We start from the raw sequence: 13509 nt of genomic DNA, 5'->3' as shown, positions 1-13509 counted from the left end.
ACACACCTGCCTTTCATTAATCCACAGCTGACGCTCTCTTTACTCTTGTCCGGAAATTCACTGGCCAGAAAACCGATACGCCCCGCCGTGTCACCTTTTGGGTGCGCGGCGGGGCGTCACGTCGTCGTATCCCGAACGGGAAGGATGCACACTGTGTCAGCGCCGTTGTCGTCAGCGTCGTTGTGGAGCAGACGCCGAATACTCACTGCTCTCGCCGGGGCGACCGCCGTCCCCGCCCTGCCCTCCATCGCCACCCTCACCGCCACCCCCGCCCACGCCGCCGACCCGGACACCGGCGACAGCGCACTGCCCGACACCGACCGGGGCAGGGCCGTGTGGGAGTACAAGGTCGGCGGCCGCGCGGTCCGTGAGGCCGCCGCAGCCGCCCTGGCCGGCACCCCGGCCGCCGTGTCCGCCTTCCTCACCGGCGAACTCCCCACGGCGAAGGCGGAGGACAACCGCTTCGCGGTCCTCGCCGGCCTCGCCTACGCCGGCAAGTCCGTGCAGGAGTCGGCCGAAGCGGCGTTGTCCGCGGGGGACGACGCAATCGCCGCCTACCTGCGCGACGGCTACGCACAGCCCGTCGAGACGGACCTGCGGGTGGCCGTCCTCACTGTCATGAACAACAGCGGCACCGCCGTCAAGCGGGAGGCCACCAAGGCGCTGAACCTGGGCACCCAGGCGGCGCTGCGGACGTTCCTGACCCAGACCCAGTACACGGCGCTGCAGGAGGACGAGCGGGTCGAGGTCTTCACCATCCTGAGCACCGCCTCCCCGGAGGTGAAGAAGTACGCGGAGCGCGCCCTGAACGACGGATCGCCCGAGGCGATCCACCAGTTCCTCGTCTCCGGCCAGTACATCGCCCGTGCCCGCGACGAAGAAGCCGCGACCATCGACCAGTTGGTCAAGATCGTGGAACGGGAGGGCAAGCGGGCGCAGCTGCAGACGGAGCAGGCCGTCGCCGCCTCCGACCAGGCGAAGAAGGCGGCCGAGAAGGCCAAGGCCGCCGCTCTGAAGGCGGCCGAAGAAGCGAGGGCGGCCCAGAACGACGTCCGCAAGTCGGCAACGGCGGCGAACAACGCGGCCAACGCCGCACGCGGGGCCGCCGACGCCGCGGGCACCGCGATCTCCGCCTCCCGCACCGCCCAGGCCGCCTCCAGCCGTGCCGCGCAGGCCGCGCAGGCCGCCGCTGCCGCCGCCGCGTCGGCCGGGAACGCCGCCTCCCGCGCCTACAACGCCGCGATCGCCGCGTCCAAGGACGCCTCCAAGGCCTCGGCCGCCCGCGCGGCCGCCCAGGGCGCACGGGACGCCGCCGCGCGCGCGAGCACCGCGGCCAAGGCCGCCGACCAGGCCGCCATCTCCTCCCAGCAGGCCTCTTCCGCCGGTTCCGCCGCGGCGAGCGCGGCCCAGAACGCCGCCGCGGCCGCGAACGCCGCCGCCGACGCCGCCACCTCCGCGGGTGTCGCCCAGTCCCAGGCGGCCAAGGCGAGGCAGGCCGCGGCCGAGGCCGACGCCGCAGCCGCGCGGGCCACCCGGGCCGCCAACAGCGCCCAGACCCTGGCGAACCGGGCGGCCGCCGCCGCCCGCGTGGCACGCGACGCCGCCAACAGCGCCGCCGCCCACGCCCTGAAGGCCGCGGACGCGGCCGACGAGGCGGCGGCGAACGCGGGCAAGGCGATCGAGTACGCGAAGCGGTCCACCGAGTACGCCGAGGCGGCGATGCAGGCGGCGACCACGGCCTCCGACGCGGTCAAGGAAGCCCAGGAGGTGGAGCAGGCGGCCCGCGAGGCGGAGACCGCCCGCATCGCCGAGGACACGGAACTCGGCATCGAGGAGGCACGCCTGAGGGCGAAGGCCGAGACCGACGACGCCACCCGGGTCGACAGGCAGCGCACACAGGTGGACCAGACCGCCACGGAGATCAAGGACCTCATCGCCGCGGCCGACTCGGCACTGAGGTCCGGGGACACCGACACGGCCGTCACCACCGGCCGGAAGGCCGCCGTCAAACTCCTCGACTCGACCGGCACATGGACCAGGGAAGCCGCCGAGTTCGCCCTCTCCGGCACCGACGAGGACGTGGTCAACTGGCTCGACGCCGACCGCCTCCTCGCCCAGCGGCAGGACGACCGGGAGAACGTTCTCGCCATCGCGACGGCCGCCCCGGCCGCCGTCGCCGGGGCCGCCCACCAGGCGCTGGCCGCCGAAGACCCGGACGCGCCCAGCGACTTCCTCGCCAACGGAGTCATCGAGGCGGCCGCCACCGACAACCGCGTCATGGTGTTCGAGATCCTGAACCAGAACCCGGGCGCGGCCGTCAAGGCGAAGGCCGAGGCGGCACTGGACGACGGAAGCGCCCTGGCCCTGCACCGCTTCCTCACCCTCGAACTGGCGGAGGCGACGAAGCAGGACGACAACGTCGAGGTGTTCCGCCTCCTCGACTCCGGCGGCCCCTACATGCAGTCGGCGGCGAAGATCGTCCTGGAGGGCTCCGCTCGTATGCGGCACTCCTTCGTCGTCCGCGACCAGTTCAACATCGCCCGCCTCGACCACGACCACGCCACCCACGTCGCCGCCATCCGCGCCGCCATCGCGCACGCCGCGAAGGTGGCCGCGAAGGCGCTGGAGGACGCCGCACTGGCGTCCAAGGCGGCGGCGGAGGCCCGCCAGGCGGCGCAGGAGGCGTCCGACTGGGCGGCGAAGGCGAACGGCTACGCCAAGGACGCCGAAGACTCGGCCGCCGAGGCGAAGCGGAACGCGGACGACGCCGACAAGTCCGCGGCCTCCGCGGCCCAGTCGGCCAAGGACGCCCAGTCGGCGGCGGCCACCGCACGCGGCGCGGCCCGCACCGCGAACTACTCGATGCGGCAGGCGGTCGCGTCGGCCAAGCAGGCGGTGACGTTCGCCTCCCAGGCGCAGGCCTCCGCCACCCAGGCCCAGGCCGCCGCCCAGCAGGCCGGCCAGGACGCGCGGGCCGCGGCCGCTGCCGCCAGCGAGGCCCGCTCGATCGCCGTCGCGAAGCGGAAGGCCGAGGCCGCGGAGGCGGCGCGGAAGGCGGCCGAGCAGGCGAAGCTGAACGAGCAGAGCGGCACCAACCCCTCCGACAGCCCCGAGTACGACGACACCGGTGACACCAAGTACTGGGGCATGTGGCCCGAGGACACCGGTGACGACAAGGACTGGGCGGCAGCCACCGGGCACTGGAGCACGGTCTTCGGAACAGCCGCCGTCGTACTCGGAGCGGGCGCCCTGCTCTTCCCGCCGGCCGCACCGGTCCTCGGACCGCTCGCTTTCGGCGCCGGTCTCATTTCCTGGGGTCTGCAAGGGGTGAGTGCCTACTTCACCGGAGAGGGTTACGGCTACGGCAGCAGCAAGTTCAATGAGGCCCTCGGCATTTTCGTGGTCGGCGGCATATTCTTCGGCAAGGGCCAGCTCTTCAAGAAGTTCGGACTGGCCGAGGAGGTCGGCGCCAAGGTGTCGGGCGTCGTCGGCGATGCGGCGACCTCGGTGATCGGCTGGCTCGGCTGGTAGATACCGCACGCATACCGGTGGGGGTGATGCGTGCCGTGCACCACGAGTACGCATCACCCCTACGTCATCCCGTCATCCCGTTCCCGGCATCCGGTTCCCGTCATCCCGTCATCCGCGGCACCCGCCCGCCCCATCAACAAAGGGGAAATTCCGTGCTGACCTCTACGTTCTCCGTCACCGACTGGTGGATAGCGGCCATCGTGTCCGGTATCGCCCTGGCGCTGGCGGTGCAGTCCATGGTCATCACGAAACGGGACAAACTGAAGGCGGTACTGCTCCCCCTGGTCGGAGCGGCCTGCATCGTGCTGAGCTCGGCGGTAAACGGGTACGAGGGAAAAACGCCGCTGATGCTGTTCACGGCGACCATGCTGGGCCTGACCTTTACGCGGATCATTTTCGCCGGATACATCAGACGTCAGGTCGAACTGGTGCGTTCGGGAAAGCCCATGAAGGAACTGACGGGCATGCAGGCCGTGCTCTTCTTCGTCACCTTCACGGCGGTCGTGGCGGCCATGGCCGTAGTTCTGTAAGAAGCCGGCAGGCAGTGAGGCAGAAGGTCCTCGTACGGTGACGGGGCGCCCGGAGATACCCCGGACGCCCCGTCACCGTACACACGCCAGACCGCTCACTCGCCTTACTCGCCAAGCAGCATGCGCACCCGGTCCTGCCCGACGGCGAGCAGGAGGGTGGGCAGCCGCGGACCGGTGTCACGCCCCACGAGCAGGTGGTAGAGCAGGGCGAAGAACTTCCGCTGATCGCTCTTGATCTCGGCCGGCAGTTCCTTGGGGGTGGCGTCGGCGGAGAAGCCGGCCTGGACCTTGGGCACGCCGTAGACGAGGTGACTGAGCCCGTCGAGGGACCAGTGCGAGTCGAGCCCGTCGAGGAGGAGCCGCAGCGACCCCTGCCCCTGCTCGTCGAGGGACTTCAGCAGCTCGGCGTCCGGCTCGTCACGCACGATGGTGCGCTGGTCGGCGGGCACCTGGGTGTTGATCCACGCCTCGGCCTTGTCGAGCCGCGGCCGTACCTCGTCCAGCGAGGCGAGCGGGCTGGCGGGGTCGAACTCGCTGAGGATGCGCAGGGCCTGGTCCTGGTGGCCGGCGGTGATGTCGGCGACGGAGGCAAGCGTGCGGTACGGCATGGGCCGGGGCGTGCGCGGCAGCTCGCCTCCGGCGGTCCGCACGGCACGCGAGTGCGCGGCGACGTCGGCGGGAAGAGCGGCCCCCTCGGCGACCTTGGCGTCGAGCTTGTCCCACTCGTCGTACAGCCGCTGGATCTCCTGGTCGAAGGCGATCTTGAAGGACTGGTTGGGCCTGCGGCGGGCGTACAGCCAGCGCAGGAGCTGCGGCTCCATGATCTTCAACGCGTCGGCAGGGGTCGGGACCCCGCCCCGGGACGACGACATCTTCGCCATCCCGCTGATCCCCACGAAGGCGTACATGGGCCCGATCGGCTGCTTCCCGCCGAAGATCCCGACGATCTGCCCACCGACCTGGAAGCTGGACCCCGGCGAGGAGTGGTCGACGCCGCTCGGTTCGAACACGACCCCCTCGTAAGCCCACCGCATCGGCCAGTCGACCTTCCAGACCAGCTTGCCGCGATTGAACTCGCTCAGCAGCACGCTCTCGGAGAAGCCACAGGCGTCGCAGACGTACGACAACTCGGTCGTGTCGTCGTCGTACGAGGTGACGGTGGTGAGGTCCTTCTCGCACCGCCCGCAGTAGGGCTTGTACGGGAAGTACCCGGCGGAACCGCTGCTCCCGTCGTCCTCGGCGGCGGCGCCCGACCCCTCGGCGGCCTCCACCTCGGCCGCGTCGACGGGCTTCTGGGACTGCTGCTTCTTCTGGGCGGGCTTGGCCTTGGTCCGGTACTGGGCGAGGACGGCGTCGATCTCGCCCCGGTGCCGCATCGCGTGCAGGACCTGCTCGCGATAGACACCCGAGGTGTACTGGGCGGTCTGGCTGATCCCGTCGAACTCGACGCCCATCTCGGCGAGCGACTCGATCATCGCGGCCTTGAAGTGCTCGGCCCAGTTGGCGTGGGCGGAGCCCTTGGGGGCGGGCACGGAGGTGAGCGGCTTGCCGATGTGCTCGGCCCAGGACGGGTCGACCCCGGCGACGCCGTTCGGAACCTTCCGGTACCGGTCGTAGTCGTCCCAGGAGATCAGATGGCGTACCTGGTACCCCCGCCGCCGGATCTCGTCGGCGACGAGGTGGGGCGTCATGACCTCGCGGAGGTTGCCCAGGTGAATGGGCCCCGAGGGGGACAGCCCGGACGCGACGACGACAGGTTTGCCCGGGGCCCGACGCTCCGACTCCTCGATGACCTCATCCGCGAAACGGGAGACCCAGTCGGTGGTCTCGGTGCTCTGAGCCACGATCGGCACGTCCTCTTTTTCTGGAAGTTCCTCATCCGCAGCCGGTACGGTCACACGGCTGACCGGACCATTCTCCCAGCTACGGCCACAACAACGAAAACGCCTTTTCAAGACCCGAGACGAAGGCCCGAGCTCATGGCCCGAGGCCGAGGCCGAGGGACCCACCCACCCCACGGGGGCATGGGGCGGAGCCCCCGAGGATGGGACGGGTAGGGGCGGCGGGGGCGAGAAAAGCCCACCCGGCACCCGCACACAGCCAGGAACCCAAGCCCCCACCCCCACACCACCCCACCCACCCGCGCCCGAGAAATTCGCTTTACCCCCCATGGGATACTGACCGCATCCACCCGTACCCACGAGGAGAACGGCACCCACTCCTATGGCCCCGGTCACGTCCCTCACCGCCTCCGTCCACCAGCGCCTCGCGACCGCCCTCTCGGCAGCCCTGCCGGAGGCCGACGCGGACCCGCTGCTGCGACGCAGCGACAGGGCGGACTTCCAGGCCAACGGCATCCTCGCCCTCGCGAAGAAGGCGAAGGCCAACCCCCGCGAGCTCGCCACCCAGGTCGTCGCCCGGGTCGAGTCCGGCGATGTGATCAAGGACATCGAGGTCTCGGGCCCCGGCTTCCTGAACATCACGATCACCGACAGGGCGATCACGCAGAACCTCGCGGCGCGGTACACGGACACGGACGGCCGCCTGGGCATCCCGTACGCGGAGCACCCGGGCACGACGGTCATCGACTACGCCCAGCCGAACGTGGCGAAGGAGATGCACGTCGGCCACCTCCGCTCCGCGGTGATCGGCGACGCGGTGGTCCAGATCCTGGAGTTCACCGGCGAGAACGTGGTCAGGCGCCACCACATCGGCGACTGGGGCACCCAGTTCGGCATGCTCATCCAGTACCTGGACGAGCACCCGCACGAGCTGGACCACAAGGCGGCCGCCGAGGACACCGCGGCCTCCGGCGAGGAGGCGATGTCGAACCTCGACCGCCTCTACAAGGCGGCCCGCAAGCTGTTCGACGCGGACGAGGAGTTCAAGACGCGGGCGCGTCGCAGGGTGGTCGACCTGCAGGCCGGCGACCCGCACACCCTCGCCACCTGGCAGAGGTTCGTCGACGAGTCGAAGATCTACTTCTTCTCGGTCTTCGAGAAGCTGGACATGGAGATCCGGGACCCGGACATCGTCGGCGAGTCGGGTTACAACGACATGCTGGACGAGACGTGCCGCCTGCTGGAGGAGTCGGGCGTCGCGGTGCGCTCGGAGGGCGCGCTGTGCGTGTTCTTCGACGACATCAAGGGCACGGACGGCGAGCCGGTCCCGCTGATCGTGCGGAAGTCCGACGGCGGCTACGGCTACGCGGCCACGGACCTCTCCGCGATCAGGGACCGGGTCTTCAACCTGAAGGCGAACACGCTCCTGTACGTCGTCGACGCCCGCCAGGCGCTGCACTTCAGGATGGTCTTCGAGACGGCCCGCCGGGCGGGCTGGCTGAACGACGACGTCAAGGCGCTCCACCTGGCCTTCGGCACGGTCCTCGGCAAGGACGGCAAGCCGTTCAAGACGCGTGAGGGCGAGACGGTCCGGCTGGTGGACCTGCTGGACGAGGCGATCGACCGGGCCACGGCGGTGGTGCGGGAGAAGGACACCCAGCACCAGCTGTCCGAGGAGGAGATCGCCGAGCGCGGGACCCAGGTCGGCATCGGCGCGGTGAAGTACGCGGACCTGTCGACGTCGGCGAGCCGGGACTACAAGTTCGACCTGGACCAGATGGTGTCGCTGAACGGCGACACGTCCGTCTACCTCCAGTACGCGTACGCCCGTATCCAGTCGATCCTGCGCAAGGCGGGCGAGGCGAAGCCGACCGCGCACCCGGAGCTGGACCTGGCCGCGGCCGAGCGTGCCCTTGGCCTGCACATCGACAGCTTCGGGGAGACCATCGAAGAGGTGGCCACGGAGTACGCGCCGCACAAGCTCGCGGCGTACCTGTACCAACTGGCGGCGCTCTACACGACGTTCTACGACAAGTGCCCGGTCCTGAAGGCCGAGACGCCGCAGCAGGTGGAGAACCGCCTGTTCCTGTGCGACGTCACGGCGCGGACGCTGCACCAGGGCATGGCCCTGCTGGGCATCCGGACGCCGGAACGGCTCTGAGCGCCTGAAGAAACGGACACGGCCCGTCCTCTCCCCCGCAGGGAGGACGGGCCGTGACGTTCGCTTCGCCGGCCAGTCGGCACAGCTCCTGCACCGCCGCGCGCGGCGGCAGGGGCCGCCTGTGAGGGCAGGAGCCCGATGCGGATGAGATGCGGCGCCGGTCCGAAGACCCTCGCCGCGCACCACACCACCACCGGCGCCGATCTGGAGCTGCGCTACAGCAACAAGTGCGGGACGAGTTGGGCCCGGATGTGGAACACGCGGATCGGCGACCGGCTCGAGTTGACCGCGGGCGGTCGAGACGACCGCGTCCGCCGCGCCGAGATCGAGGACGGCGCCGACACGCAGTCCTACGTCTACACCCCGATGACCGCGATCCGCCCCGGAACGGTCGTCCGGGCCTGTTTCCGTCCGGCGGAGGGCAGGGCTGAGTGCTTCGACGGCCGTGTGCGCTGAGGTCTTCTTCGCCCGGCCGTCGCTCGTTGAACAAGTCCCGGCAGCCGGAGAGAACAACGGGAAGACAACCCAGCAGGGCGTCAGTCAGTGCCCGAGTCACGACCACTGGAACCTGCGCACCGCTATCAATGTCAGTGCCACCCCCTACAGTCACCGGCATGGCGACTCTTCCCAACCCGCTGCCCAAGCTGGCGGCCGACCCGAGCGGGCGTTCCCTCGGGCTTCAGCTCCCGCCGGGGCGACTGATCGATGCTGGAGGCCCCTCCCACGCCCTTGAGGCAGTGAGGGAGGACGAGGGTCCGGGGCACGAGCCGCTGCTGTGGCACGCCGAGCGGCAGGCGTCCCCGGGCAACTGGGCGGCGCTGGGCTCCACCGCCGGCCGGGCAGGGCTCCTTCCGCTGCTGCTGGACACCGGCGGCGCTCAAGGAGGCCCGGCGGAGTGGGAGTTGATGCCGGGCGAGATGTCGTATCCCGGGGACCACGACGCCGAGGAGGTGCTGGCGGAGTTCTGGGAGGACTACGCGGCGGACGAGCCCGACGCGGACGAGGACCACCCCGGCAGGGAGCGAGTCGTCGAGGTCTTCGGCGAGCCTCTGACGTACGACGAGACGGTCGCGCCGTACGGTGCGGTGTGGCCCGGCCTCTCCCCCGCGCTTCCTCTGGCCGCGGCCCCCGACGCCCGTGCCGCCGAGGTCGCCGACTCCCTCGCCGACGCGGGCTCCGGCTTCAAGGAGCCGCGCCTCGCCCTCGTCCCGGCCCGCCGTTCCGCCGACATCCCGGCGGCCGTCGGCTGGACCGGCCCCATGAACCACGAGGGCGACACCGCCCGGCTGTGCGCGGTGCTCCGCTCCTGGGAGGACCGCTTCGGCATACGTGTCGTCGCCCTCACCTTCGACCAGCTCGTCCTGTCCGTGGCGGCCCCGCCCACCACACAGGCCGAGGCCGAGGCCATCGCCGCCGAGCACTTCGCGTTCTGCCCGGACAACATCACGCAGGGGCACCACGAGACCCTGCGGGCGTACGCGGCGCACGAGGTGCTCGGGCAGCGGGCGTGGTCGTTCTGGTGGGACTGAGGAGGGGCGGCACCCCGCCCGCCGGCCGCCGAGCCGGCCGCATCGTACAGGCGACCACACGCCACGGTCCTGCATTGGTCCCTCTCCACACTCGAAAGAGGTACCTACCCCGTGCACCCACGGACTTCGCGGTGCGGGCGGCTCCCGGCACGCCCTAGGCTGCCCGCATGCTGCCCAGCGTGGACACGGTCGACGAGTTGAACGCGGTCGTACGGGACGAGGCTCTGCTGCGACCGGCGGCACAGGACCTCTGTAAACAACTGGGGCTCGAAGGGGCCCGGTTGGTGCGGTTCGAGGACGGTTCGCTGCCGGTGTACTCGGTCGGTGAATCGCTCGTCCTGAAGCTCTATCCCGGTTTCGAGGCGGCCGAAGCCATCAGGGAGGCACGGGTGTTGTCCCACCTTTGGGGTCAACTTCCCGTTGCCACACCGCGATTGCAAGCGGGCGACCTGTACAAGAACGGCTGGCGGTTCGTGCTGATGTCGCGGCTGCCCGGTGAGAGCCTGGCCATGGAGTGGCACCGGATCCCGGCCGCCGACCAGGACCGGATCGTCACCGAGGCGGCCGAGACGCTGGCCGCGCTGCACGCCCTGGACCCGAAGCCGGTGACCGACGTGGTCGGGCCGCCGGACTGGAACCGGTTCCTGGCCGTGCAGCGGGCCAAGGCGGTCCGGCACCACCGCACGAACGGCCTCACCGAGCCCTGGCTGGAGCAGATCCCGGACTTCCTGAGCTCGGTACCGCTCGCCCCGCCCTCACAACGCGTGCTGCTGCACACCGAGTTCATGCGCGAGCACCTGACCGTCGCCCCGCAGGGCGGCTGGCGGATCACCGGCCTCTTCGACTTCGAACCGGTCATGATCGGCGACCCGGCGTACGACCTCGCGGGCGCCGCCCTGTTCGTGACGTGCGCCGACGCCCGGCAGCTCAGGCGCTTCTACGAGGCGTACGGCCGCACCCCGCACCCCCCGCGCGAGCTGCTCGCGCACGCACTGCTGCACGTCTTCAGCGACCTGACCTGGTCCCTGCGCGAACTGCCCGCCCCGCCCCGCCCACACCTCGACGACCTCGCGGAGGCTTGGTTCAGCACGGACAAGTGAGAAGGCAGTTGAGGAGGCAGGCAGGGAGGCAAGTGAGGAGGGTGGTCACCTCAGCTTCTGCGCCACCTCGGTCGCCCAATACGTCAGGATGTTCTGCGCGCCGGCCCGCTTGATCCCCGTGAGGGTCTCCAGAATCGCCCGATCCCGATCGACCCAGCCCTTCTCGGCTGCGGCCTCGATCATCGAGTACTCGCCGGAGATCTGGTACGCGGCGACCGGCACGTCCACGGCGTCCGCGACCCGGGCCAGGACGTCGAGGTAGGGCCCCGCGGGCTTGACCATCACCATGTCGGCCCCCTCCTCCAGATCGAGGGCCAACTCCCGCATGGACTCCCGGACGTTGGCGGGGTCCTGCTGGTACGTCTTCCGGTCGCCCTTCAGGGACGAGGCGACAGCCTCCCTGAAAGGCCCGTAGAAGGCGGACGAGTACTTGGCGGTGTAGGCGAGGACGGCGACGTCCTCACGCCCGATCTCGTCCAGGGCGTCCCGGACGATCCCGATCTGCCCGTCCATCATCCCGCTCGGCCCCACCACGTGCGCGCCCGCGTCGGCCTGCACCTGCGCCATCTCGGCGTACCGCTCAAGGGTCGCGTCGTTGTCCACGCGCCCCTGCTCGTCGAGCACCCCGCAGTGCCCGTGATCAATGGTCTCGTCGAGACACAGATCGGACATGACGAGCAGCTCGTCCCCGACCTCGGCCCGCACATCACGGATGGCGACCTGCAGAATCCCGTCCGGATCCGTCCCGGGTGTCCCGAAGGCGTCCTTCTTGCTCTCCTCCGGCACCCCGAACAGCATGATCCCGGACACCCCGGCCTCGACCGCCTCCAGGGCCGCCTTCTTCAGGCTGTCCCGTGTGTGCTGCACGACCCCGGGCATCGCCGCGATCGGCACCGGCTCACTGACGCCCTCCCGGACGAAGGCGGGCAGGATGAAGTCGGCCGGGTGCAGGCGGGTCTCGGCGACCATGCGGCGCATGACGGGCGTGGTACGGAGCCGGCGGGGCCGCGTACCGGGGAAGGATCCGTACTTCGACATGCCACCTACGCTACGCCCGCCCCGAGGGTCCCTTTGCCGACGGAATGTCGGTCCGGCCCAGGCCGCGGTGGCGGCCGCTGTCAGCAAGGGAACGACAGTCAGGTGCGGCGTGCGGCCCACACCGTGCGCTCGGTGCGCACCCGCAGGTCGCTGCGGTGCAGGATGCTGCGAGGACTGTCGGTGTCGAGCAGCTGGTCGAGAGCGGTCAGGTCCTTGGCCGTCAGGGCGGATGCGGCGCTGCCGCGCATGCGGCGCAGACTGCTCAGCGCGTAGCGGCCCACCGCGTTGGTGTGGGTCGGGCCGATGCCGGCGGTGATGGTGCGTTCGCCTTCGACGGTGAAGCCGGCTTCCGTCAGCTTGGTTCCCCAGTCGGCGCCGCGGTGGGGGACGTGCTCGGCGTAGTGGTGCTCAAGTGCGGCATGGCAGCGCTCCTCAAGTCCGGGAGCGTCTTCGGGAGCGCCTTCGGGCAGGAACCGGGGGAAGCCGGCCAGCTCGACGACGGCGAACAGCCCGCCCGGTGCCAGCAGGCCGTGGACCTGTCGCAGGGTGCGGTCGGGGTCGGCCATGTGGTGCATGGAGGCCGAGGCCCAGACCAGCTCAGGGTTGCCGAGGTCGGGCCACGCCGTCGCGTCGAGGTCGGCCTGGACGAGGCGCACGCGGTCGGCTGCTCCGGCTGCGGCTGCTTTCTCCCGCAGGCGGTGCAGGTGGGCGGCCGAGGAGTCGACGGCCGTCAACTCGGCCTCGGGAAAGTGCTTGAGCAGGGCGAGGGTGCCGGCTCCGGTCCCGCAGCCCAGGTCCACGATGCGGCGGGGGCTGGTCCCGATGGGCAGCCAGGCGATGACGGACGCGATGTGTTCGGCGAGCACTTCCGCGTCCAGGTCGAGGATCTCCGCCTGGTCGGCTGCGTCGTGCTCGTGAACGTGGTGCGCGCCGTGCTGCGCCGTGTGCGGGGAGGCATGGTTCATGCGCCCACGCTAAGCAGGCCGTCCGCGTGTGGCCCGGTGGCTTTCGGAATGCGCAAGGCGATGGCCCACTGCACTGCGAAACACGCAAGACAGCTACGGCGACGGGCGGTTCGCTTTCCCGGCGTCCTCGCCGCGCTGGTGGCCCCGGCGGGCGTCGCGGTCGAAGATGCCCAGGATCTCGCACGGTCCGCCTTCGGCGCCGATGGCGTGCGGGAGCATGGTGGGGAACTCCGCTGCCTGGTTGGTCTCGATCCGAAGGCGCCGGTTGCCCAGGAGCAGGATCGCGGTGCCGGAGAGGACGACGAGCCATTCGCGGCCGGAGTGGGCGCGCATGCGCGAGGGATTGTCGGGCGGCGGGTTGGTCATGCGCTGGCGTACGACGGTCATGCCGGGTTCCGCCTTGATGGGCCAGCGCATCAGCCCGTGGGCTCCGTCGATCATCGGATTCGAGACGACGTCGTCCGTGGCGGTCTCGACCAGTTGGTCCAAGGACGTGTCCAGTGCGCGCGCGAGGGTGACGAGCTGGTCCAGCGCCAGGCGGCGCCGGCCGTTCTCGATGCGGCTGAGCGTGGACTGACTGACATTGGCGCGGGCGGCCAGCTCCTCCAGGGACCAGCCCTGAGCCACGCGCAGGGCGCGGATGCGTTTGCGTACCAGGCTGTCCAGCTCATCAGTCTCTTGCGCCATAGGCAACATCGTATGCCTTTACGGCAAGTCGCGCTTAGCGTAGTTCGCGTTCGGCCCCGCAACGACTGGGGGCGGCGAGCCGCGCACTCACCGGCCCCGTAGCCCGCCGCACACCAACCGCGCGAGC

The 13509-nt window shown here is 70.5% G+C and carries 9 protein-coding genes and 1 pseudogene; 6 read left to right on the top strand and 4 right to left on the bottom strand.

What is annotated here, in order from left to right; genetic code table 11:
* Window positions 1–153: 153 nt before the first annotated feature.
* Together E0500_RS44945 and E0500_RS12225 are read left to right on the top strand one after the other, a co-directional pair.
* Complete coding sequence (locus tag E0500_RS44945) at window positions 154–3531, top strand: hypothetical protein (protein WP_309505037.1); 3378 nt, start codon at window positions 154–156, stop codon at window positions 3529–3531.
* Between the two features lie 26 nt (window positions 3532–3557).
* On the top strand, window positions 3558–4061 hold the full coding sequence (locus tag E0500_RS12225; RefSeq protein ID WP_181586966.1) for a hypothetical protein: 504 nt from the start codon (window positions 3558–3560) through the stop codon (window positions 4059–4061).
* 104 nt (window positions 4062–4165) lie between these two features.
* Here E0500_RS12225 and lysS read toward each other — a convergent pair whose 3' ends face one another.
* Window positions 4166–5914, bottom strand: coding sequence for a lysine--tRNA ligase (gene lysS / locus E0500_RS12220; protein ID WP_131569908.1), 1749 nt, complete (start codon window positions 5912–5914; stop codon window positions 4166–4168).
* A 370-nt stretch (window positions 5915–6284) separates the two neighbouring features.
* Between lysS and argS the strand changes: the two genes are divergently transcribed.
* The 4 genes and pseudogenes from argS to E0500_RS12200 all read left to right on the top strand — a co-directional run bounded on the left by argS (window position 6285) and on the right by E0500_RS12200 (window position 10692).
* A complete protein-coding gene (gene argS / locus E0500_RS12215; protein ID WP_131568402.1) occupies window positions 6285–8063 on the top strand; it encodes an arginine--tRNA ligase in 1779 nt (592 codons plus the stop codon).
* Window positions 8064–8192: 129 nt separating this feature from the next.
* Window positions 8193–8519, top strand: a pseudogene (locus E0500_RS12210) (DUF2690 domain-containing protein); the annotation flags it as partial.
* A gap of 158 nt (window positions 8520–8677) precedes the next feature.
* A complete protein-coding gene (locus tag E0500_RS12205) occupies window positions 8678–9592 on the top strand; it encodes a DUF4253 domain-containing protein (RefSeq protein ID WP_131568398.1) in 915 nt (304 codons plus the stop codon).
* A gap of 167 nt (window positions 9593–9759) precedes the next feature.
* Window positions 9760–10692, top strand: a complete 933-nt coding sequence (locus E0500_RS12200; protein WP_131568396.1) for a phosphotransferase family protein — start codon at window positions 9760–9762, stop codon at window positions 10690–10692.
* Window positions 10693–10737: 45 nt separating this feature from the next.
* On the opposite strand, the gene hemB is transcribed toward E0500_RS12200, so the two are convergent.
* From hemB to E0500_RS12185, 3 genes are all read right to left on the bottom strand, one after another.
* A complete protein-coding gene (gene hemB / locus E0500_RS12195; RefSeq protein WP_131568393.1) occupies window positions 10738–11730 on the bottom strand; it encodes a porphobilinogen synthase in 993 nt (330 codons plus the stop codon).
* A 98-nt stretch (window positions 11731–11828) separates the two neighbouring features.
* Window positions 11829–12695, bottom strand: coding sequence for a trans-aconitate 2-methyltransferase (locus E0500_RS12190; protein WP_131568391.1), 867 nt, complete (start codon window positions 12693–12695; stop codon window positions 11829–11831).
* 93 nt (window positions 12696–12788) lie between these two features.
* Entirely contained in the window at window positions 12789–13382 is a 594-nt protein-coding gene (locus E0500_RS12185) for a helix-turn-helix domain-containing protein (RefSeq protein ID WP_131568389.1), read from the bottom strand.
* Window positions 13383–13509: the final 127 nt, after the last annotated feature.

Source organism: Streptomyces sp. KM273126 (genome assembly GCF_004337435.2).
GTDB lineage: Bacteria > Actinomycetota > Actinomycetes > Streptomycetales > Streptomycetaceae > Streptomyces > Streptomyces acidicola.
Note: the sequence above shows the minus strand (reverse complement) of the source record. Positions and strands in the feature narration are given on the sequence as shown.

Coding starts and splice junctions, on each gene's coding strand:
- E0500_RS12225 (WP_181586966.1), top strand. CDS start 3,558: ATGCGTGCCGTGCACCACGAGTACGCATCACCCCTACGTCATCCCGTC.
- argS (WP_131568402.1), top strand. CDS start 6,285: ATGGCCCCGGTCACGTCCCTCACCGCCTCCGTCCACCAGCGCCTCGCG.
- E0500_RS12205 (WP_131568398.1), top strand. CDS start 8,678: ATGGCGACTCTTCCCAACCCGCTGCCCAAGCTGGCGGCCGACCCGAGC.
- E0500_RS12200 (WP_131568396.1), top strand. CDS start 9,760: ATGCTGCCCAGCGTGGACACGGTCGACGAGTTGAACGCGGTCGTACGG.
- hemB (WP_131568393.1), bottom strand. CDS start 11,730: ATGTCGAAGTACGGATCCTTCCCCGGTACGCGGCCCCGCCGGCTCCGT.
- E0500_RS12190 (WP_131568391.1), bottom strand. CDS start 12,695: ATGAACCATGCCTCCCCGCACACGGCGCAGCACGGCGCGCACCACGTT.
- E0500_RS12185 (WP_131568389.1), bottom strand. CDS start 13,382: ATGGCGCAAGAGACTGATGAGCTGGACAGCCTGGTACGCAAACGCATC.